This is a genomic window from Nocardia sp. NPDC019323 (assembly GCF_044389845.1).
Lineage (GTDB): Bacteria > Actinomycetota > Actinomycetes > Mycobacteriales > Mycobacteriaceae > Nocardia > Nocardia implantans.
Map to the genome: position 1 here is coordinate 68828 of NZ_JBIRYN010000014.1, position 21378 is coordinate 90205.

Here is a 21378-nt window from a genome sequence, read left to right on the forward strand (position 1 = left end):
GGTCGTGCCGCAGAATCGCTGGCTGCGGCGCCGCTGCTCGACTCGGGCAGGCGAGAAACGGCGTTCGCGCGGGATCGTCGAGCCAGGAAAGCGGAGGGGCCTGTGTCAACTCAGGGGTACGAGGACGAATTGCGGTCCGAGCGCGGCTACGTGGCCGGGCTCTACGCTCGGCTCGACGCCGAGCGCGCGCGAGCCAAGAGCGGGTACACCGCCGCGTTGCGTGGCAACGGCGGAAGCCCGATGGAACGCGACGTCGAAGTGCGCACGCTGGCCAGGGAGGTGAAGCGGCTGGAGGTGGCGGACAACGGGCTGTGTTTCGGCCGGTTGGACGCGCTGTCGGGCGAACACTCCTATATCGGCCGGATCGGCCTGTTCGACGCGGAGAACGAGTTCGAACCGCTGTTGCTCGACTGGCGGGCGCCCGCGGCGCGCGCCTTCTACGTCGCCACCGCCGCCAGCCCGGAGAACATGCGACGGCGCAGGCAGTTCCACACCAAGGGCCGCCGTGTGGTCGATTTCACCGACGAGATCCTCGGCCGCCCCGACGGTGGCGAGCGGGGCGACGCGGCGCTGCTCGCGGCGGTCGACGCGCCGCGCGGCGAGGGGATGCGCGACATCGTGGCGACCATCCAGGCCGAACAGGACGAGATCATCCGGCTCGACCACCCTGGCGTGCTGGTGATCGAAGGCGGCCCCGGCACCGGCAAGACCGTCGTGGCGCTGCACCGCGTCGCGTATCTGCTCTACACCCAGCGGGAGCGGATGGAACGCCACGGCGTGCTCGTGGTCGGCCCCAACCCGGCGTTCCTGAACCACATCGGCCGCGTGCTGCCGGCGCTGGGCGAGACGAATGTCGTGTTCACGACCACCGGCGATCTGGTGCCCGGCCTGCATGTCACCGCAGAGGACGACCCGGAGGCCGCGCGGCGCAAAGGTTCCCTGGCGATCCTGGACGTGCTCGCGGCGGCCGTGGCCGATCGGCAGCGGCTGCCGGAGCATCCGGTGCCGATCGAATTATCCGATGTCACAGTGCGCATCGACGCCGAGACCGCGCAGTGGGGCCGGGAGGAGGCGCGGGCGAGCGGGCTGCCGCACAACGAAGCCCGCGCCGTGTTCGCCGAGATCGTCACCTGGGTGCTCACCGAGCGCGCGATAGCGCGCATCGGCCGGGGCTGGTTGACCAGGCAGGACCGCGACGCATGGGAGAACCTGCGGTCGGACCTGCGCGCCGAACTCGCGGACGACGCCCGGTTCGCCGCCGCGCTCGACGACCTCTGGCCGATCCTGACGCCGCAGCGGTTGCTGGCGGAACTGTACGAGTCCCCGCAGCGGCTGGAAGCGGCGGGCGCCGACCGGGCGCTGTTGCGCCGCGACGGTTATGCCTGGACGGTGTCGGACGTGCCGCTGCTCGACGAGTTGGTCGATCTGCTCGGGCGCGAGAAACCGGACGACGACGCCGAGCGGGAACGCAAGGCCCAGGCCGAGTACGCGGCGGGCGTGCTGGACATCCTGGTCGGGCGCGAGGACATGATGGACGACGAGGACCACTTGTTCGCCCACGACCTGCTCTACGCGGAGGACCTGGCGGATCGCTTCCTCGAACGCGACACCAGGGAACTCGCCGAACGCGCCGCGGCGGACCGGGACTGGACCTACCGGCACGTCGTGGTGGACGAAGCCCAGGAACTGTCCGAGATGGATTGGCGAGTGTTGATGCGGCGCTGCCCGGGCCGCTCCTTCACGATCGTCGGCGACCTCGCCCAACGCCGGTCGGCCGCCGGAGCGATCTCGTGGGACGCGATGCTGGAGCCCTACGTGCCCGGCCGGTGGGTCTACCGATCGCTGACGGTGAACTACCGCACCCCGGCGGAGATCATGACCGTCGCCGCCGAGTTGCTCGCCGAGTTCGCACCCGGCGTCCAGCCGCCGGAGTCGGTTCGCGCGTGCGGTGTGCGGCCGTGGTCCCGGCAGGTCACCGCGGACGAGATGCGAACCGCCATTGACGATTTCGTGCGCGATGAAGCTGCACGGGAAGGCACCAGCGTCGTGATCGGGCCACCGGATGTGCCGGGCGCGGTGGCGGCGGCGGAGACCAAGGGACTGGAATACGACGCCGTCCTCGTCGTGGAGCCGGAACGCATCCTGGCCGACGGCCCTCGCGGCGCGGCCGAGCTCTACGTCGCCCTCACCCGCGCCACCCAACGCCTCGGCGTGCTGCACCGAGGCCCACTGCCGCGGGCGCTCACCGGCCTCGCCGAAGCCGGGGCGCCCGTCGGGGCCGGGGATCACGGGCACAGGGTGTCGAGTCGGGCCGGATCACAATGATCCGGCCCGGTCGACAGTGCGGCGCGAAGACCCATTGCGGCAGTGTTCTGCGAAATAGATGCCTTGGTATGGGGTGCATCTCCGATCGTCAGCGGTAGGCCCGAGGACGTGGCCGGGTCGATCGCCGACGCACCGGTGAACGACGTCGGCACGAGGTTCGGGGGGCGGCCGATTCGTTGATGGGATTCGTCGGGCACCGGCCAGCGTCGCTCCCACCGCACCTTCGTTCACCCCGGTGAACGGTGGTCCACAATGACCGGCGGCGCCGCTAACCCTCCGGGTAGAAGACGAACAGCGTGCAGCCGGTGGCGGTGGCGGGCACGTGCCACGATCCGGCCGGGGCGTGCAGGAAAGTCCCGGCCGGGTAGTCGCGTGCGCCGTCGTTGAACGTGCCAGCTACCACGTAGACCTCTTCCGGGCCCGGCTCATGGATGTCGCGGCGCGGCCACGACGTACCCGGGTCCATCTCCAGCACGTTGGCGCTCGCTCCGGACGGCCCGGTCCAGAGGTGCCGTACCCGGATGCCGGGAAACAGCTCCCGGACCGGCGAGTCCGCGACGGAGACCGACGTGTAGCCCTCCTGGGCGAGGATTTCCGAATGCATGGCTCTCACGGTGCCGCGCGCGAGCGCTCCGAGAAAGTGTCCAGTTGGACACCACTGGGTACGATCTTGCCATGCATCGTGTGGTCGCCTTGGTGCGGCCGGTGCAGTCGACCTTCGAACTCGGCTGCGCCGCGGAGGTATTCGGCACCCAGCGGGCCGGAGTGCCGCACTATTACGAATTCGACGTGTGCACGGAGACGCCGGGGCCGGTGCCGACCTCGGCCGGATACACGCTGGAGGTGTCGCAGGGCCTTTCGGCGCTCGCTTCCGCCGACACCGTCCTGATCCCGGGGTGGGCGCCGGTCCAGGCGCCGCTGTCGGCCGCCGTACACCGCGCGCTGCTGCGCGCACACGCCCGTGGGGCGCGGCTCGTCACGATCTGCTCCGGAGTGTTCGCGCTGGCTCGCACGGGCCTGCTGGACGGACGTTCGGCGACGACGCACTGGGCGCGCGCCGCACAGCTGGCGCGGGAATTCCCCCGGGTGCGGGTGGAACCGGACGTGCTCTATGTCGACCACGGCGATGTCGCCACGAGCGCCGGAGCGGGCGCGGGCATCGACCTGTGCCTGCACCTCGTCCGGAAGGATCACGGGGCCGCGCACGCCGCGCTCGTCGCGCGGCACATGGTGATGCCGCCGCACCGCGAGGGCGGCCAAACGCAGTACGCGCCGCCCGCCGCGCCGACGGACGCGCTGGACGGCCTGCTGGAGTGGGCCGGTGCGCGCCTCGGCACGGCGCTGTCGGTCGCGGATATGGCCGCCCACCTCAGCGTCTCGCCGCGCACGCTGGCCCGGCGCTTCGCCGATCAGCTCGGCACGAGCCCGGGGGCATGGGTGCTGTCGCGCCGGGTGGCCGAGGCGCGCACCCTGTTGGAGGAGACCGACCTGCCGGTGGAGGCGATCGCGGCACGCGTCGGCCTGGCCTCGGCGGTCAACCTGCGCCGCCGCTTCCGCGCCCAGGTCGGCACAACCCCTGGCGCCTACCGGCGAGCATTCCGGGGCTCGTGATCGATGAACCTTCCGGTAGGCGTTTGCGATCAGCCGCGCCGGGAGATCCGCTCACGCCTGGCACACCGGGGCCAGCACGCCGGCCAGTGCGGCAGCCACCGTCGAACCGGTCTCGGCGCCGGTATCGATGACCACATCGGCACCTCCGCCGCCGCGCAGAACAGCCGCTTCCTCGATGGCGCGGCGCACCGTTGCCAGCTGTTGCCCGGCCGGGGCCCCCATGAGCGAATCGCCCGCCAGGCGTGGACCGTCGCCGCGAGCGCGCCGCGCGATCCGCCGCGCCAGCTCTGCGGGCGACGCCTCGAGACATGCCGTGACGACCCGCTCACCTGCCAGCGCTTCCCGGTACCGATGGGGTGCTCCACGGACGACGACGATCAACGCTCGCGCGCCCGCGTGACGGTACCCCCGCCACACCGCGAGGAGATTGTCCGTCTTCGCCGCGAAGCCGGAAGGACCGAATCCGAGCTGGTCCACATCCACGTACGCCGCGGTGATGCCGCGGCCGCGCACTATCCGCAGAACTTCCCAGCCCACGGTCGACTTGCCCACCGCGGTCGCGCCGGTCAGCAGCAGCACGGGCGACGGCTCGACGCGTGGCCCTACCTCGGGCGCCGAGGACGACACGGGCGAGAAGCCCACGGCCGCTGGGCATATCCGGTCCGCCAACGCCTCGACGACCGTGCGTGGCGACATCGCCGTGGTGTCCAAGGGCCTGCCCACACCGTTGCGGTCGAAGGCATCCGCCACCGCCATCAGCTCGTCGAGTCTTTCGCTCGACGAGCCGCGCGCGAGATAGCGGCGTCGCAGTTCCTCGCGCGCGCATCGCAGGCGGATCAGCGTCACCTCGACATCCGCTGCCTCGCGCACAGCCGCGTCGATGCCGGCACTCGGATCCACCACACCGGACACCACGACTTGTCGCGCACCGCGACGGCGGAACGTGTCGAGAACCCGCACGAGATTGGCGGCCTTCAGCCGATGAGCTTCCGGGTCGCCGACGGGCGGGGGAACGAGCAGACCCAGTTGATCGATGTCGGCATACGCGACCGGCCGGTGCGACGCCCGCGCCCAGGAGTAGAGCGCCCAACCGGCGGTCGACTTGCCCACCCCGGGCGCACCGGTCAGCCAGAGCACAGACATCGGCAGCACCCGCGACCCCTTCCACAGCGATGATCGGAGATTCGACCATCCTGAACAAAGACCCGCTACCGCTCAACAGATTTGACGCCCACACCGACGCCCATGATCGGCCCGAGCCCACGCCGCGAACAGCTGGGCCGAGAACCGAGCGCAACGTGTGTGCGCACCGATCAGTCGGCGCCGGGGGGCACCGACGTCACCGGGTCGACCGATCTTCCTCGGGCAATCGGCAGCCCACGGTGGCGGTGATCGTCATCGAGCGGGCATCGGCGAAAACCGACAGCTCGGTGTTGCTGTTCCACTCCGCTCCGTCCGCTCCCTCGAACGTGACGTGCCGGTCCGGGGATGAGGAGCCGCCGGGCAACACGTCCGTCGCGCCCACGGACGCGGCCAGGGTGCGGGCCGTCTCCTGGAAACCGAGCCACGCTCCCGCTGGGAGCGATGCGTCCGCGTAGTAGCGCGGGAGGACGACACGCCTTCCGCCGGTGTGCTCATACGGCCCGTAGCACGGGCCGAGCGCGCGGTCCCCGGTTCGGCTCCAGCGCAATCCGGGTTCGATCGCCGAGGCGGCGGCCGCGATCCGGTCGACGACCGCTGCCATCTGCCGCTCCGCCGCCTCCGAAGACGGCAGGCCGGTCAATTCCGTTGTCGCGGCGGCGATCTCCTCGGCGGACGGCGGCGGGGCCTGCTCGCCGAGCAGGGTCGCGCATCCACCCGCCGACGCCGCGACCGCGACCGCGACGCACCAGCGCAGAGCGGCGGTCGGCCAGCGCGGTCCGGTCATCGTCGTCTCCCGAGTGCCCGCGGCCGCACGGATCGCCAGGCCGCTTCTGGCGCAATCCTATTCGCGGCCGCCGGGACGAGCGCATCGAATCATTGACTCAATGACACAATCTTTGTATGTTTGTTTCATGAGCGAGGGGTCCGACGGCGTCGACGAACGGATCTTGGACGCCGCGCTGGAACGCATCCTGCAGGTCGGCATCCGCCGGGCCAGCATGGAGGACATCGCCCGCAGGGCCGAGCTCAGCCGGATCACCGTCCATCGCCGGTTCGCGGGCAAGGACAACCTGATCGAAGCGGTGCTCGCCCGGGAGACCCGCCGCATGCTCGCGGAGGTCACCGCGATCGCCGCCACCGCCGCCGGTGTGGACGCCCAGATCGAGGACACGATGCTGTACGTCCTGTTGCAGACCCGCATCCACCGGTTGGTCACCCAGCTGCTGCGGGTGGCGCCCGACGAAGCCTTGCGTTTCTCCACCGTGCAGGGCGAACGCCTGGTCGCCATCGGCATCGAGTACATCGTCGGCATGATCACCCACGCCCAGTCCGCGGGCCTCATCGACGAGTACGACCCGCGCCCGGTCGCCGAACTCGTCGCGCGCCTCGCCCACTCGCTGCTGCTCACCCCGGGCGGCGGCAGCGTCGACTTCACCGACGACGACCGCGCCCGCGCCTTCGTCCGCACCACCATCGTGCCGTTGCTGAAACACGGCATCACCCGCCCCGATGAGGAGCCCTTCCATGACCACGTCCGCGACAATCCCGGCACGCCACCCGGACCGGCCGCGTAAGGCGCCCGGCCTCGGCCCGTTCGCCGCGCTGCTGCGCATCGGGAAGCCTTCCGCGCAGCGCTGGCAGTTGCTCGGCGAAGCACTGCTGGTCGGCGACGAGCCGATGGACCGCCTCGTCGAATGGATGTACGCCGAAGGCATGGCGGGCACACGGCCGTTGTTCGAGCAGGCACTGCGGTCGGGCATCGACAGCATCCCCGGCGCACCCGCACCGCTGCGCGAGTTCTTCACCGTCGTCGAGGCGACCCCGGCGTGGGTCGATCCGAAGCTGTTGCGCGACGGCGAGCGCGTATTCCGTTCCGGCGGCAACGACGGGTTGTATTTCGCGCGCGACGTCTCGTTCATCGGCGGCTATCTGGCCTCGGGTTTCAACAAGACCCTGCTGCGCACCGGCGCCCTGGAGAAAGGTCCCGCCCGCCGGTTCGCCGAAACCCTGCAGTGGGCGATGGACGTATCCACCGAGAACGGCATGGACCGTTACGGTGTCGGCTACCGCTCCACCCTGCACGTGCGGCTCATCCACTCCCTGGTCCGCAGGCACGTCGTCGCCATGCCGGACTGGCGCACCGAGGAATGGGGTCTGCCGATCAACCAGACCGACATGGCCGCCACCCTCGTCGGCGCCCTGCTCGCACCCGTCGTCGGCGGCATGGCGCTCGGCGTCGTCCTGTCCCCGCGCGAACTGGCCGCCGCCGCCCACCTCACCCGCTACGTCGGCTGGCTCATCGGCGTCGAAGACCACTGGCTGCCGACCGGCTTCCGCGACGGCATCGCCATCCTCGACCACTGCCTGACCGCCATCACCAACCCCGACGAGACCAGCCGCCAGCTCGCCCTGCCCATGGCCGACGATCCACTGCGCTGGTCCTACCCCAACCTGCCCACCCTGCGCGGCCGGCTCGCCCGCGCCAAGCACCTGTCCGTGAGCAGCGCCTTCCTCGGACCCGGCGCGATGCGGATTCTCGGCCTGCCCTACGTCCCGCCCTGGTACCCCGCCCTGCGCATCCCCGTCAACCTCGTGCGCACCGCCTACACCCACCTGACGCCCGGCGGACTCGACCGTGCCGCCGTCCACGGGCGCCAGCAGCAGGAAGCCTTCCTGCGCCGCCTCATCGGCGAAACCGAGGCCACCATCGGGCATTCGGCACCACAGCTGGATCGCACCGCCTGATCACCCGCCCGCCAGCACGCCCCGCCGGTGCTGTCGCGGCGACACATCGCCGGCGGGCCGGAGAATTTCGCGATCGGCAAGGAGACGGTTGTGTCAGGTCCTTATCGGCTCATCATCTGGGGGCCCGGCGACATGGGTGGCCGCGCCCTGCGCACGGCCCTCGAGTCGCCCGACTTCGAGGTCGTCGGAGTCAAGGTGTTCAGTCCGCACAAGCACGGCAAGGACATCGGCGAGTTGGCCGGCCTGCCGCCGGTGGGTCGCACGGCGACCACGTCGAAAGCGGAGATCCTCGCGCTCGACGCCGACTGCGTCATCCACACCCCCACCACCCCCGCGTTGGTGCGTGGCGCGGACGACGACGTCATCGACCTGCTCGAATCGGGCAAGAACGTCGTCTCCGCGGCGTCCTACCACAATCCGTCGATGCCGACCTGGTTGTCCGCCTCGCGCTCACCGCTCGACGTCCTGCGCACGGTGGCCGACATGAAGGTCACCGGCGACGCCTTCGGCCCGCAGCTGCGCAACGCGCTGGCGGCCTTGCGTTTCGGCATGAAGGCGGTCGACTCGGCAGCCGCACGACCACTGCGTCCCGGTCTGGAACGGTTGGCCGGCCTCGTCGTGGACCGGGTGATTCCCCGGCGGCAACCGGGCAGCCGACTGCAAGCGGCGTGCCTGGCCGGCGGCGTCTCCCTGCACGGCACCGGCCTGCATCCGGGGTTGATGGTGGAGCAGGTGCTGTTGCGACTGGCCGGAGTGCTCGACCACGTGCGGGAGGTGCGGTTCCTGGAAGTCGGGGATCTGTCCTCCGCGCCCGACGGGATGTGGGGCGGCCTGGAGAGCCTCGGATTCGGCATGCCGTTGGCCGCCGTCGACTCCGATCACGCGATCGGCCTGATGCAGCACTTCTATTTCGACGCCGTGCTCGGCAACGTCGCGCACGCCTTGTACGGGGCCGGTCCGGAGCAGGTACGGGTCGAACGGCACCTGTACCCGGTCCCGGCCCGCGTCCGGGTGCGCGCAGGCGGCACGGTCGTCGAGCCCGGCACCGTCGGGGCGATCCACATGACCTATCGCGGCTATCTCGGCGAGCGCCTCTTCATGACCAACGAGGAGTGCTGGCATGTCGGTGGCGGCAACGCCCATCTCGGCCAGGACCATCCGAGCAGCCTGTCCGGTGGGCATGTGATCACCCTCCTCGGCAGCCCCGGCGACATCGAGATGCGCAACGAACTCGACGACGAGGCCTACAGCGGCGACTGGTCGGCCGTCACCGACATCTCGGTCGCCGCCATGCTGAGCGTGGTCGCGCCGTTGTGCGACGCACCGCCCGGCGTGATGATGCCCGACCTGCGCCCGCACTACCTTGTGGAGTCCTGATGAGTTCACCCACGCTGCCCGTCGCGGTGCTCGGCACAGGCCCGCTCGCCCAGCGGATCGCCGAGCGAATCGAGCAACGACCGGATCTGGCGGTGACCGGGCGGGTAGGGGCCACGCAGGCGCCGCCCGAGGGCACGAAGTCGGTCGTCTTCGTCCCGGCCTTCGCGGAGATCACCACCGACATCTGGAAAGACGTTGTACCGCAGCTGCTCGGAGACGGCTACGACGTGATATCCACCGCACCGCGAGACGGGCGCGTCTCGCACGCGGACATTCTGGCAGCCTGCCGCGCCGGCCGTTCCACCTTCCACGCGACCGGAGGTTTCCAAGCCACGATCCCGGCACGGCTGGTTCGCTCCCTGGCCGAGGTGACCCGCGGCATCCGACGCTTGGAACTCGTCGAGGAACTCGACCTTCCCGAAACGGGGGTATATCCCTGGGAAACATTGCGGGACACCGGGATCGGCACCACCGCCACCGACGCCCCGGCGATCGCGGCCGCCGCCGTCGACGGGTACTACGCGGCCGGGCTCCGCGTCCTGCACGACGCGGTCTTCCCCGGCTCCGCCGAGCCCGCCACGTCCCCGAGCACATCGGTCGACGTGATCACCGACGACTCCGGAACCGTCGAGAAGGTGATCGTCGAACGTGATCTCGGCTCCCAGTTGAGCTACCGCTCCATCTGGACCGCCGCCGTCGCCGACGTGGCGCCGTTGCGCTACCGCCTCGTCACGACCACCGACACCGCCAAAGGCACGGCGGGCCTGCGGTTCCGATTCACCGACGGCCTGCATCCGGCCGACCACCTGACCTGTGTGCAGGCGCTGGACGCGATCCGCCCGATATACGAGCACGGCCCCGGAATAGCCCGACCGGATCTCTCGATCACCCGCCTGATGCCCGACGACCGGCTTCCCGGCTGACGCCGCCCGCGCGGTCGCCGTCGGTTCTCCGCTTGTCAATACGTCCTGATTTCGGCGCCGCACGGGGAGATCCGACCGCACAACCGGCCGCCGCCTGCCGTCACCTGGGCGAACAGCCCGCGGCATGCGGCGAGACGGTGAACCACGCGCGACGACGAGGGCCGGGCGACCGGACATCCGGCGGGCACGAGTATGTGCTGTTGTCGACAACGTCACCGGTCGATCTATCTACACTGACAGCGCTGACTACCACCGGGTCGATGCCTTGTCCGAAACCACACTTCGACGGAGACGCTCATGTCCGGCCGCCGGAACCACAAGCGCAACACCAGCACACGTCGTTCGGACACCGTACCGGCGATCCGGTATCCGGCCCGATCCGTCATCGACATCCTGCTGCCCGCCATGATCACGCGCCGCAGCGGTGCGCCGACCACCGACACCGGCCTCGTGCACATCTGGGGTTTCACCGGCACCGGCGGGGACGACAGCGCGAGCGCGGCGGGCTTCGCGGAATTCTCGCCCAACGACAGCCCCACCGTCGCCGGCTCGCCGATCCTGGACATCGCCGGGCGGATGATGGCAGGCATGCACGGTCGCCTCTGGGGTTTCGGGCTGGCCCACCAGGCCGCCGCGGACGCGGTGGTGCACGGGATCGACAACGAGCCGGACCCGGGCACCACCTCGCCGAACGCCACCACCGAGGAAGTCTGGGCCGCCAGCATCTTCGACGCCCGCGGAAGAGAGATCACCCAGCTGCGCTACGTGCATCTGCCGGAACTCGAACCGATCACCTTCGACAGCGATACCCTCGATCGGCGCAGCACCATCCACGACTGGATCGACCGCGTCCAGACCGGAGTCATCTCGGCGCACGTCTGGGCCGCCGCGCTGGCCTTGGACGCGCAGCGCAACCGAGCCGTCCTCGCCCAGCTGGAACAACGGCTGCTGAGCTGAACCGTCACCCGGCGCGGTCACCCACCACATCGCCGGGTGCGCCACGCGACGACGGTCGGTGCGATGTCAGGCGCGAGCGCCGAACCACCGGGCCAGCGACTCCTCGATGCCGTCCAGGTCGCCGCCGTCGGCAGCCCAGGCGACACAACCGTCGGGACGGACCAGAAGCGCCGAAAGCTCGCGCGGCTGCGCGGCTTTCGCGGTGACGACGCGCACCCGACCGGACCAGCCCTCGGCGCGGGAGCGCAGGTCGGCGGAATCGGTGAGGTCGAGCAGGACGCCATCGGCTCCGGCGAAATGCGCGCCGAGGCGGGTACCGTCGGCCAATTCCACATCCGGCGTGACCTTTCCGGCAAGCGGGTGCGCTTCGCCGAGGTCGTAGCGATGCCGGACACCGGAGATGTGCTTGAACACGCCGGTGGCGCCGTCGCGCGTGGCGAGCAGTTCGGTGGCGACGGCGCGCAGGGCGCGGCTGCGAAGGTCGGTGCGCATCAACGCGATCTGCGCCCGTGTCCACTCCAGCACCCAGGCGCCGATGGGATGCCGTTCGGCGGTGTAGGTGTCGAGCAGGCCGTCGGGCGCCCAGCCGCGCACCGCGGCGGCCAGCTTCCAGCCGAGGTTGACCGCGTCGCCGATGCCGAGATTCAGGCCCTGGCCTCCGAACGGCGAGTGCACGTGCGCGGCGTCGCCGGCGAGCAGCACCCGGCCCTTGCGGTAGTCGGGGACCTGACGGGTGTTGTCGGTGAAGCGGGTGGCCGAATGCACCGCGGTGACGACCACCGGGACTCCGGTGACGGCGCGGATGCTGTGCTGCAGTTCGGCCGCCGTCACCGGAGCATCCCGATCGGCGGGCGGGCCGTCCAGTTCGACGGTGAGCACGCGCCCCGGCATCGGCCCGTAGGCGTAGATGCCGGTCTCGGTGGTGTTCCAGCTCATCCGCAGGTTCTCGGCTCCGGTCATCTCCACGATCGCCTGATGACCGGTGATCTCCGGGTCCAAGCCCGGGAACGCGAACCCGGCGAGCTTGCGGACAGTGCTGCGCCCGCCGTCACAGCCGACCAGCCAGCCGGTGCGCACCCCGCGGTCACCGCACTCGACGGTGACACCCGCCCCGTCGTCGGAAAGTCCGGTGACCTCGACTCCGCGCCGGACCTCCACGCCGAGTTCGGCGGCGCGGCGCCCCAGGATCGCCTCGATGGACTGCTGGGCCACCAGGAACACTTCGGCGGCCGGGCCGACCTCGGCGAATTCCGGATCGTCGAGGTCGACGGCCTCGGTGTTCAGCATGATGCCCGCGAAATGCCCCACCGCGGGCCGCCGACCGCGGTCGATCGGCGGCATACCGGCCTCGCGGCGGAACTGCGCGAACCGGGCGAACGCGGCGTCCTGCTCGGCGCGCAGCTGCGGCAGCAGCCCGCGGCGGTACATGGCCTGAGCGGTCGGCACATTGATCGCCCCGGCTTTGATGGTGCGGTCCGGCTCGGTGAGGCGCTCCACCACCAGCACGTCCACCCCGGCGAGCCGCAGTTCACAGGCCAGCATCAGGCCGACCGGCCCGGCGCCGACGACCACCACTTCACGTGTCTCGTTCATGGGAACCACTGTGCGGCGGCCGCATTGCCCGGCTCTTGCGGATTCTTGCATGCCGCTTGCGCCCAGCGGCGACGATCCCCGATCGGCGACGCGGCCGCCCCCGCGGGTGAGCGGCGCCCGGGAGCAGATCGAGAGTCTCATCGCCCCACCGCAAGCCCCCGCCACGTTGGGAGAAGTCGTCGAGTTCGCCGAGAACGCCCTCGATCTCATGGTCGACCAACTCGGCAACGGACACACCGAGGACATCCCGGACCTGATCGTCCTGCTCGATGACGCCGACCTGTACGACGTGGCGAACACCACGCAGAGGACGGACGAGCGCGGCGGCGGCGCCCGGTCATCCGGCGGCGACGAGCACGGGATCGACCGCCACCGGCGCTCCGGTCGCGGCGCGAACCTCCTCGACCGTCACCCCGGGGGCCGTCTCCACCAGCCGCAGACCGTCGCCGGTCACGTCGAGGACCGCCATGTCGGTGATGATCCGTTGCACGCAGCGCAGTCCGGTGAGCGGGAGGGTGCATTCGGTGCGGATCTTGGGCTCACCGCTCTTGGTCACGTGGTCCATCATCACGATCACCCGCCGGGCGCCGTGCACGAGATCCATAGCGCCGCCCATGCCTTTGACCATGCGGCCGGGCACCATCCAATTCGCCAGGTCGCCGCGGCAACTCACCTGCATCGCGCCCAGCACCGCGACATCGACCCGTCCGCCCCGGATCATGGCGAACGAGGTCGCCGAGTCGAAGCACGACGCGCCGGGCAGCACCGTGACCGTCTCCTTGCCCGCGTTGATCACTTCGGGATCGAGCTCGTCCTCGGCGGGATACGGTCCCACACCGAGGATTCCGTTCTCCGAGTGCAGGACGACCTCGATGCCATCGGGCAGGTAGTTGGGTACCAGCGTCGGCATCCCGATGCCCAGGTTGACGTACTGGCCGTCCTCGAGTTCCCGGGCGACTCGGGCCGCCATCTGTTCCCGCGTGAGCCTCATGCTCGTACCGTCCTCTTCTCGATGCCGACCGAGACCTTGCCGACGTGCACCACCCGCTGGACATTGATGCCCGGCGTGTGGACTCGATCGGGATCGATCTCTCCCGGCTCGACCAGTTCCTCCACCTGAGCGATCGTGATGCGTCCTGCCGCGGCCGCCACGGGGTTGAAGTTGCGGGCGCTGCGCCGGTAGACGAGGTTGCCGTGCCGATCCCCCTTCCAGGCATGGACGAGGGCGTAATCGGTCGCGATACCTCTTTCCAGCACGTAGGTGACGCCGTCGAAGTCGCGGGTCTCCTTCGGAGCACTCGCCACCGCCACCCCGCCGGCACCGTCGTAACGCAGTGGCAGTCCGCCCTCGGCCACCACCGTCCCGACACCCGCGGGCGTGAAGAAGGCCGGAATCCCGGCGCCCCCTGCGCGTAGCCGCTCGGCCAGCGTGCCCTGCGGTGTCAGTTCCACTTCGAGCTCGCCGCTCAGATACTGCCGGGCGAATTCGGCGTTGTCGCCCACATAAGAGCTGATCGTGCGCCGGATCCGGTGCGCATCGAGCAGCAGGCCGAGACCGGACCCGGCGGTGCCACAGTTGTTGCTGACCGTCTCCAGCCGCGTCGCGCCCTGCTCCAGCAAGGCCACGATCAGCGCCTCAGGCACCCCGACCAGGCCGAAGCCGCCGACCGCCAGGGAAGCCCCGTCGGGAATGTCGGCCACGGCGTCGGCCGCGGTTGGCATCACTTTGTCGATCACGCCGACCAGCCTAGCCGTCGGGTTCGTTATATGCACATCCGTTCGCTATGCGAACATCGACTTGGCGCACTGCGAACATCGACTTGGCGCACGAGGTCGCGCCTCGGTAATATGTTCGCTATTCGTCCATGTGTTCGTTATTCGAACGAAAGGCAAACTATGAGCGCGGCAGCGTCGTCGGCAACGAAGGAGGCGCGGGCATGACCGAGCCGTCACCCGACTACGTGCAGTCCCTGGCCCGCGGCCTCGCCGTCCTCCGGACCTTCGATGCCGACCACACCCGGCTGACGCTGAGCGAGGTCGCCAGACGCACCGATCTGACCCGGGCCACCGCCCGCCGATTCCTGCTCACTCTGATCGAACTCGGCTATGTCCGCACCAATGGCACCGTTTTCTGGCTCACCCCGCGCGTATTGGAAATCGGATACAGCTATCTGTCCGGACTCGGCCTGCCCGAACTGGCACAGCCCCACCTCGAAGCGCTCACCGAATCCGTGCGCGAATCCGCCTCCGTCTCGGTCCTCGACGGGGCGGATGTCGTCTACGTCGCCCGGGTCGCGGTTCGCCGCATCATGACGGTGACCATCACCATCGGGACCCGCTTTCCCGCGTACGCCACCTCGATGGGCAGGGTGCTGCTGGCGGGTCTCCCCGAACCGGAACTCGACGGCTACCTGCGCGGCGTCGAATTGGCTCCGCTGACCGGACGGACGCTGGCGACGCCGAAGGCGCTGCGCGCGGAGATCTCCCGGGTCCGCGCCGACGGCTACTGCGTCGTCGACGAAGAACTCGAGGTCGGCCTGCGCTCGCTCGCGGCGCCGATCCGCGACCGCACCGGCGACGTCGTCGCCGCGGTCAACCTGTCCACGCAGACCGCGCGCTACTCCGCCGACGCCGTCCGCCGCGACCTGCTTCCCCACCTGCTGCGCACCGCGGCGGCGATCTCCGCCGATCTCGCCGCGACCGCGGCACCGATCCGTTCCTCGAAGGACATCTGATGCACGACGTTGTGATCTGCGAGCCCTTGCGCACACCGGTGGGGCGGTTCGGTGGAGTGCTGAAAGATGTTCCAGCGCAACGGTTGGCCGCGATCGTGATCGGCGAGCTCATCGAGCGGACCGGGATCGACCCGGCGCGGATCGACGACGTGATCCTCGGGCAGGCGACGCCGAACGGCGAGGCCCCTGCCATCGGCCGGGTCGCGGCGCTGGACGCGGGGCTCGGCATCCAGGTGCCCGGTGTGCAGGTGGACCGGCGTTGCGGGTCGGGGTTGCAGGCGGTGATCCAGGCCTGCATGCAGGTCGGCACGGGCGGCAGCGACCTCGTGGTGGCCGGCGGCGTCGAATCGATGAGTCAGGCCGAGTTCTACGCCACCGGCATCCGCTGGGGCGTGCGCGGTGACGGCGTGGCCTTGGCCGACCGCTTGGCGCGAGCGCGCGTCACCGCCGGTGGAGCGAACTTCCCGGTGCCCGGCGGCATGATCGAGACCGCCGAGAATCTCCGCGCCGAGTACTCGATCAGCCGTGCCGACCAGGACGCGTTCGCCGCCCAGTCGCATCGGCGCGCCGTCGCCGCCCAGGAATCCGGAGCGTTCGCCGCGGAGATCGTGCGTGTCCCTGTGCCGCAACGCAAGTCGCAACCTCTCCAGGTGGCCGAAGACGAGCATCCCCGAGCTGACACCACCGTGGCGTCGCTGGCGCGCCTGCGGCCGATCCGCGCCGCCATCGATGCCGACGCGACCGTGACCGCGGGCAACGCCAGCGGCCAGAACGACGGAGCCGCCGCCTGCATCGTCACCACCACCGACCACGCCCGCGCGCTGGGATTGCGGCCGATGGCGCGGATGATCTCCTGGGCGGTCGCGGGAGTGCCGCCGAGAACCATGGGAATCGGGCCGGTGCCCGCCACCGCCCAGGCACTCGGCCGGGCCGGGCTCACGCTGGCCGACATCGACGTCATCGAACTGAACGAAGCCTTCGCCGCACAGGTCCTGGCCGTACTCCAGGAGTGGAAGGTCGAGCCCGACGACCCCCGCTTGAACCCGAACGGATCGGGCATCTCCCTCGGCCATCCGGTCGGCGCCACCGGTGCCCGCATCCTCGCGACACTGCTGCGTGAAATGGACCGCAGCGCAGCGCGCTACGGCCTGGAGACGATGTGCATCGGCGGCGGCCAAGGGCTCGCCGCCGTCTTCGAACGCTTCTGACGCCCGTGATCGCCACGCGTCCGGCGGCTCCGGCCGCCGGACGCTGGTATCGGCCGGCCCCGCCGGACCGCTATCGAGTGCTGTCCAGCAACGCGGCGGCACGGGCCAGCACGTCGTCGATCACCGTCTGCGTGCTGCCCAGATAGTCGTCTTGCGGCGCATCGGCACCGGTGAACGCGGCGATGGACCTTTGTTCTGCGGTCAGTGTGCTCCAGGAGCCCGCGGCCGTGGCGGACATCCGATCGGTGTCCACTCGAAGGCCGGTCAAAAGTTCGGTGGTCTGCGCGGCCGCGACCACGGTTCGGCGGCCGAGGGTGCGCAGCGACGCCCACTCGGTGTGCCACGCGCCGTCCGAACGTTCGTCACCCGCCAGGCTCGCCGCGAGATGGAGCGTCGAGGCGAGCGGAGGCGCGGCGATGGCGGCGCGCCGGATGAGCACGGAGAGCACGGGATTCCGCTTGCCCGGCATCGTGGACGAGCCGCCGCGGCCGGGCGCGTCCGGTTCGGCGAGTTCGGCGATCTCCGGCCGCGACAGCGTGAGGACATCGGTCGCGATATGGCCCCAAGCGTCGGTGCAGCGCACCATCGCGTCACCGAGGGCGGTCACCGCGGCGCGGGCGGTGTGCCACGGCAGCGCCTGCTCCAAGCCGAGGAGTCTCGTCGCGGCGATGATCAAATCGGCGGCTTCGGCGGCGCCTCCCGCGAGATCCGCGATCGCGGAACGGGTTCCGGCCGCGCCGCCGACCTGCGCGGGCAGCCGCACCCGGTCCACGGCGTCGGCGGCGTCGAGCACTCCGGTCAGCCAGCCGGAAACCTTGAGCCCGAACGTGATCGGCACCGCGTACTGGGTGAGGGTCCGGCCCGCCATCACGGTGTGCCGGTGCAGGGCGATCAGGCCGGTCATGGCCTCGATCTGCGCGCGCAACTCGGCACGAAGCCGCTCGACCACCGCGCGCAGGCACAGCATCAGACCGGTGTCCACCACGTCCTGGCTGGTGAGACCGCGATGGATCCACCGCGCCGCCGCGGCGTCGGCGCGTTCGCGCAGCAGGGTCACCAGCGGTAGGACGGGCGTGCCGGTGGACTCGGCGCCGCGGGCGATGCCGTCGATGTCGGCGGGGCCGACCAGACCGGTCAGCGCGACGGACCCGGGTGCGATGCGGCGGGCGGCGATGGCGTCCAGCCACGCCTGCTCGACCCGCACCATCGCCGCAAGCCACGCCTGCTCGGTGAGCAGTTCCCCGGCGCGCTCGTCACCCGCCCAGAACAGGTCGCTCACCGGGCCGGGAAGCGAAGGAACACGGTCTCGTCCTCGCCCTGCAAGCGGATGTCGAAGACGAAACCGTGCTCGTCGCGATCGGCGATGAGGGTGCGGCGGCGTTGCGGCGGAAGCGAAGCGAGAAGCGGGTCCCGTTCGAGGGCGGCCGGATCGTCGGGCAGGTAGGCGCGGGTGAAAAGCCGGTCCAGCAGGCCGCGCGCGAAGACGGTCACCGCGAAGAACGCGGGCTTGCCCGGCTCCGTGGGACCGGGGGGCAGTGTGCTGAAGGCGTAGCGGCCGTCACGTCCCGTGGAGGCGCGCCCGAATCCGGTGAAGGTCCAGCCGTCGCGCCGGATGGAACCCGGTTCCCGCGACACGACGCCGTCGGGACGGGCCTGCCAGATCTCCACCAGCGCGTCGGGGAGTCCGGCGCCCGCGCCGTCGAGCACCCGTCCGCCCAGGCGCACCGAGCCGGCGCTGCCGGGCGGCACCAGATCGCGATCACCGGGATGGAGCAGGCCGTAGTGGAAGAACGGGCCGACGGTCTGGCCCGGAGTCGAAGGAAGTGTCACAGGTCATCGCCTTCCTGTTCGATGTAGGTGCGCCGAGAACCGGACAGCACGATGTCCCAGCGGTAGCCGGTGGCCCATTCGTGCGTGGTCAGGTCGTGATCGTAGGTGGCGACCAGCCGTTGCCTGGCCTTGCTGTCGGTGATCGCCTGGTAGATCGGGTCGAAGGGGAACAGCGGGTCGCCGGGGAAGTACATCTGGGTGACCAGTCGCTGGGTGAACTCGGTGCCGAACAGTGAGAAGTGGATGTGCGCCGGGCGCCACGCGTTGTGGTGATTGCGCCAAGGGTAGGGACCCGGCTTGATGGTCTGGAACCGGTAGCGCCCGTCGTCGTCGGTCAGGCACCGGCCCGCGCCGGTGAAGTTCGGGTCGAGCGGAGCCGGATGCTGGTCGCGCTGGTGCACGTATCGGCCGCTGGCGTTGGCCTGCCAGATCTCGACCAGTTGCCGCCGGACGGGTCGTCCGTCGCCGTCGGTGATGCGGCCGGTGACCACGATCCGCTGTCCGAGCGGTTCACCGGCATGGCCGATGGTGAGGTCGGCTTCGAGCGGATCCACATCCCAATGGCCGAAGCACGGCGCCGCCAGCTCGATCGTCTCCGGGTCGACCGGCTGCGGGTCTTTCGTCGGATATCGCAACGCGCTGGAGCGGTAGGGCGGGTAGTTCAGTCGCGGCTGGGTCTGCTCGACTCCCTGTTGCTGGTAGTCGGTTTCGATGGCGGCGATCTGCGCATCGATGACCGACTGCGGCGACAACCGGGCTACTGCCGGGAAAAATTCGTTGCCCATGGCTCGCAGCGTAGGTCCGCTCCCAGCGGCCGACCATGGTGTGTTTTCTGCTCAGTGGAATACTCATCGCATGGCCGGCAACACCAGCACCCCTGGGGCAACCGTCACCGGCCGCGTGCTTTCGATCCTGTGGGCCTTCGACGAGCGGCATCCTCGGCTGACCCTGTCGGAGATCGCCCGGCGCTCCGGACTGGCGCCGGCCACCGCGCACCGCCTGGTCGGCGAGTTGACCGAGCACGGCGCGCTCGCCCGGCAGGGCAGCGAGTACGCCGTCGGGCGACGGCTGTGGGAGATCGGCCTGCTGGCCCCCGTGCAGTCCTCGCTGCGGGAGGCGGCCTCCCCGTTCCTGCACGACATCTACGCCGCGACCCGCGCCACCGTGCATCTCGCGATCCGCGACGACGACCGGGTGCTGTACCTCGAACGGTTCTCCGGGCGCGCGTCGGTGCCGGTGGTGAGCACCGTCGGCAGCACGCTGCCGATGCACGCGACCGGTGTGGGCAAGGTGCTGCTGGCGTATGCGCCCGAAGACGTGCGGCGACGGGTGCTCGGCTCGCTCACCCGGATCACCCCGTACACCATCACCCATCCGGGACGGCTGAACGAGCAACTCCTGCGAGTTCGCCGCGATGGCTACGCCAGCACGGTCGAGGAGATGACGCTGGGCGCCTGCACCGTCGCGGTGCCCGTGCGGCGTGGCGAGACCACGGTCGCCGCCATCGGTGTCGTGGTGCCGGATCTGCGCCGCCACCGTGGACGGCTCGTCGCCGCGCTCCAGGTAGCCGCGCAGGGCATCGGGCGGCAACTGGAATCCGGTGCGGCCGCGCCGCCCCGGGCGGCAACCGGCGCCGCCGCACGAGTTCCACCGAGCTGATTTCACTGAGCGGAAAGCACGGCTCGCCCTCGGAAAGACCGGCTCCCTAGCGTCGGCCTGGCAAGAAGGGAGCAACGATGTCCGTGGCCTACAGCTCGACCCGGGTCGAGGTAGCGATCGTGGGAGGCGGCCCGGCCGGTCTGATGCTGTCGCATCTGCTGCACTCGGCCGGAATCGACAACACCGTGATCGACAATCGATCGGTCACCGCGATCGAGAACACGCACCGGGCGGGAATCCTCGAACGCGACAGCGTGCGGCTGCTCGTCGAATCAGGGGTGTCGGACCGGGTGCTGCGGGAGGGACACGAGCACCGCGGCATCGATCTGCGGTTCGGCGGGGCGAGTCACCGGATCGACTTCCAGGACGCGGTGGGCGCCTCGTGCTGGCTGTATCCCCAGACCGAGGTCTTCGCGGATCTGCACCGCGCCCGGGTGCGCGACGGCGGCGATCTGCGCTACGGCGTCACCGGCACCGAGGTGCTCGACGTGCGGGACGAGCCGCGGGTCCGGTGCGTCGGCGCCGACGGGCGGCCGCAAGAGATCCGCGCCGATCTGGTGATCGGCGCGGACGGCTCGCGCAGCGTGTGCCGCGGCCTCGTCGGCGGCGCGACCCGGTACTTCCGCGAGTACCCGTTCGCCTGGTTCGGCGTGCTGGTCGAGGCGCCGCCCAGCGCGCCGGAACTGATCTATGCGCGCTCGGAGCAGGGATTCGCCCTCATCAGCCAGCGCACGCGAACCGTGCAGCGCATGTATTTCCAATGCGATCCCTCCGAGGATCCGTCCGCGTGGTCCGACGACCGGATCTGGGACCAATTGCAGACGCGGCTGGCGGGGACGGACGGCTTCACCTTGCGCGAGGGGCCCGTCATCGAGCGGACGGTGCTGCCGTTCCGCAGTTTCGTGCAGACCCCCATGCGGCACGGTCGGCTCCTGCTGGCCGGGGACGCCGCCCACACCGTTCCGCCCACCGGCGCCAAAGGGCTCAACCTGGCCCTGGCCGATGTGCGGGTACTCGCGGAAGCGGTGGAGCGGGGGCTGCGCGGCGACGACGACGCGTTGACGCGCTACACCGATCGCGCGCTCGCCCGGGTGTGGAAGGCGCAGCATTTCTCCTACTGGATGACGACGCTGCTGCACCGGGTCGCGAGCGCGAGCGACTTCGACGAACGACGTCAGCTCGGCGAACTGGACAGCATCGTCGGTTCCGCCGCGGGGACGGCCTACCTCGCCGAGGGCTACACCGGCTGGCCCAATTCGTGAACCACCCCTC

The 21378-nt window shown here is 70.4% G+C and carries 20 protein-coding genes; 11 read left to right on the forward strand and 9 right to left on the reverse strand.

The window, feature by feature from the left end; genetic code table 11:
- Positions 1-102: 102 nt before the first annotated feature.
- A complete protein-coding gene (helR, locus tag ACH49X_RS32090) occupies positions 103-2325 on the forward strand; it encodes an RNA polymerase recycling motor ATPase HelR (RefSeq protein WP_357208682.1) in 2223 nt (740 codons plus the stop codon).
- 268 nt (positions 2326-2593) lie between these two features.
- Here helR and ACH49X_RS32095 read toward each other — a convergent pair whose 3' ends face one another.
- A complete protein-coding gene (locus tag ACH49X_RS32095) occupies positions 2594-2929 on the reverse strand; it encodes a cupin domain-containing protein (RefSeq protein ID WP_357109868.1) in 336 nt (111 codons plus the stop codon).
- Between the two features lie 71 nt (positions 2930-3000).
- Here ACH49X_RS32095 and ACH49X_RS32100 point away from each other — a divergent pair, with 71 nt between their 5' ends.
- On the forward strand, positions 3001-3936 hold the full coding sequence (locus tag ACH49X_RS32100; RefSeq protein WP_357208683.1) for a helix-turn-helix domain-containing protein: 936 nt from the start codon (positions 3001-3003) through the stop codon (positions 3934-3936).
- Between the two features lie 51 nt (positions 3937-3987).
- Here ACH49X_RS32100 and ACH49X_RS32105 read toward each other — a convergent pair whose 3' ends face one another.
- Both ACH49X_RS32105 and ACH49X_RS32110 read right to left on the reverse strand, forming a co-directional pair.
- Positions 3988-5079 (reverse strand): AAA family ATPase, encoded by a 1092-nt coding sequence (locus tag ACH49X_RS32105; protein WP_357208684.1) that lies wholly within the window; start codon positions 5077-5079, stop codon positions 3988-3990.
- A 196-nt stretch (positions 5080-5275) separates the two neighbouring features.
- Positions 5276-5863 (reverse strand): LppA family lipoprotein, encoded by a 588-nt coding sequence (locus ACH49X_RS32110; protein WP_357109859.1) that lies wholly within the window; start codon positions 5861-5863, stop codon positions 5276-5278.
- A 127-nt stretch (positions 5864-5990) separates the two neighbouring features.
- Between ACH49X_RS32110 and ACH49X_RS32115 the strand changes: the two genes are divergently transcribed.
- From ACH49X_RS32115 to ACH49X_RS32135, 5 genes are all read left to right on the forward strand, one after another.
- Entirely contained in the window at positions 5991-6653 is a 663-nt protein-coding gene (locus tag ACH49X_RS32115) for a TetR/AcrR family transcriptional regulator (RefSeq protein ID WP_195083021.1), read from the forward strand.
- On the forward strand, positions 6604-7824 hold the full coding sequence (locus ACH49X_RS32120) for an oxygenase MpaB family protein (protein ID WP_195083020.1): 1221 nt from the start codon (positions 6604-6606) through the stop codon (positions 7822-7824). The genes ACH49X_RS32115 and ACH49X_RS32120 overlap by 50 nt, the downstream gene beginning before the upstream one ends.
- 90 nt (positions 7825-7914) lie before the next feature.
- Positions 7915-9201 carry a hypothetical protein gene (locus ACH49X_RS32125; protein ID WP_357208686.1) on the forward strand — a complete coding sequence of 429 codons (1287 nt, stop codon included), beginning with the start codon at positions 7915-7917 and terminating at the stop codon, positions 9199-9201.
- The gene (locus ACH49X_RS32130; RefSeq protein WP_357208687.1) at positions 9201-10124 is read left to right on the forward strand and encodes a hypothetical protein; all 924 of its coding nucleotides are present in this window, start codon (positions 9201-9203) and stop codon (positions 10122-10124) included. Before ACH49X_RS32125 ends, ACH49X_RS32130 begins: the two co-directional genes overlap by 1 nt.
- Before the next feature lie 297 nt (positions 10125-10421).
- On the forward strand, positions 10422-11081 hold the full coding sequence (locus ACH49X_RS32135; protein WP_195083017.1) for a hypothetical protein: 660 nt from the start codon (positions 10422-10424) through the stop codon (positions 11079-11081).
- A gap of 66 nt (positions 11082-11147) precedes the next feature.
- On the opposite strand, the gene ACH49X_RS32140 is transcribed toward ACH49X_RS32135, so the two are convergent.
- From ACH49X_RS32140 to ACH49X_RS32150, 3 genes are all read right to left on the reverse strand, one after another.
- Positions 11148-12674, reverse strand: a complete 1527-nt coding sequence (locus tag ACH49X_RS32140; protein WP_357208689.1) for an FAD-dependent monooxygenase — start codon at positions 12672-12674, stop codon at positions 11148-11150.
- A gap of 337 nt (positions 12675-13011) precedes the next feature.
- A complete protein-coding gene (locus ACH49X_RS32145) occupies positions 13012-13665 on the reverse strand; it encodes a CoA transferase subunit B (protein WP_195083015.1) in 654 nt (217 codons plus the stop codon).
- Complete coding sequence (locus ACH49X_RS32150) at positions 13662-14408, reverse strand: CoA transferase subunit A (protein ID WP_357208717.1); 747 nt, start codon at positions 14406-14408, stop codon at positions 13662-13664. Before ACH49X_RS32150 ends, ACH49X_RS32145 begins: the two co-directional genes overlap by 4 nt.
- Before the next feature lie 203 nt (positions 14409-14611).
- Between ACH49X_RS32150 and ACH49X_RS32155 the strand changes: the two genes are divergently transcribed.
- Entirely contained in the window at positions 14612-15409 is a 798-nt protein-coding gene (locus ACH49X_RS32155) for an IclR family transcriptional regulator C-terminal domain-containing protein (protein ID WP_195083014.1), read from the forward strand.
- A complete protein-coding gene (locus tag ACH49X_RS32160; protein ID WP_195083013.1) occupies positions 15409-16617 on the forward strand; it encodes an acetyl-CoA C-acetyltransferase in 1209 nt (402 codons plus the stop codon). Before ACH49X_RS32155 ends, ACH49X_RS32160 begins: the two co-directional genes overlap by 1 nt.
- A 70-nt stretch (positions 16618-16687) precedes the next feature.
- Here the strand turns inward: ACH49X_RS32160 and ACH49X_RS32165 are convergent, their stop codons facing one another.
- Genes ACH49X_RS32165 through pcaH form a run of 3 tightly spaced genes read right to left on the reverse strand, consistent with a single transcriptional unit; the run spans position 16688 to position 19232 of the window.
- Complete coding sequence (locus ACH49X_RS32165; protein WP_357208692.1) at positions 16688-17896, reverse strand: lyase family protein; 1209 nt, start codon at positions 17894-17896, stop codon at positions 16688-16690.
- Complete coding sequence (gene pcaG, locus ACH49X_RS32170; RefSeq protein ID WP_195083011.1) at positions 17893-18447, reverse strand: protocatechuate 3,4-dioxygenase subunit alpha; 555 nt, start codon at positions 18445-18447, stop codon at positions 17893-17895. The genes ACH49X_RS32165 and pcaG overlap by 4 nt, the downstream gene beginning before the upstream one ends.
- Complete coding sequence (gene pcaH / locus ACH49X_RS32175; protein WP_195083010.1) at positions 18444-19232, reverse strand: protocatechuate 3,4-dioxygenase subunit beta; 789 nt, start codon at positions 19230-19232, stop codon at positions 18444-18446. Before pcaH ends, pcaG begins: the two co-directional genes overlap by 4 nt.
- Before the next feature lie 70 nt (positions 19233-19302).
- Here pcaH and ACH49X_RS32180 point away from each other — a divergent pair, with 70 nt between their 5' ends.
- Together ACH49X_RS32180 and ACH49X_RS32185 are read left to right on the forward strand one after the other, a co-directional pair.
- Positions 19303-20106, forward strand: a complete 804-nt coding sequence (locus tag ACH49X_RS32180) for an IclR family transcriptional regulator (protein WP_195083009.1) — start codon at positions 19303-19305, stop codon at positions 20104-20106.
- Positions 20107-20183: 77 nt separating this feature from the next.
- Complete coding sequence (locus ACH49X_RS32185) at positions 20184-21368, forward strand: 4-hydroxybenzoate 3-monooxygenase (protein WP_357208693.1); 1185 nt, start codon at positions 20184-20186, stop codon at positions 21366-21368.
- Positions 21369-21378 lie beyond the last annotated feature (10 nt).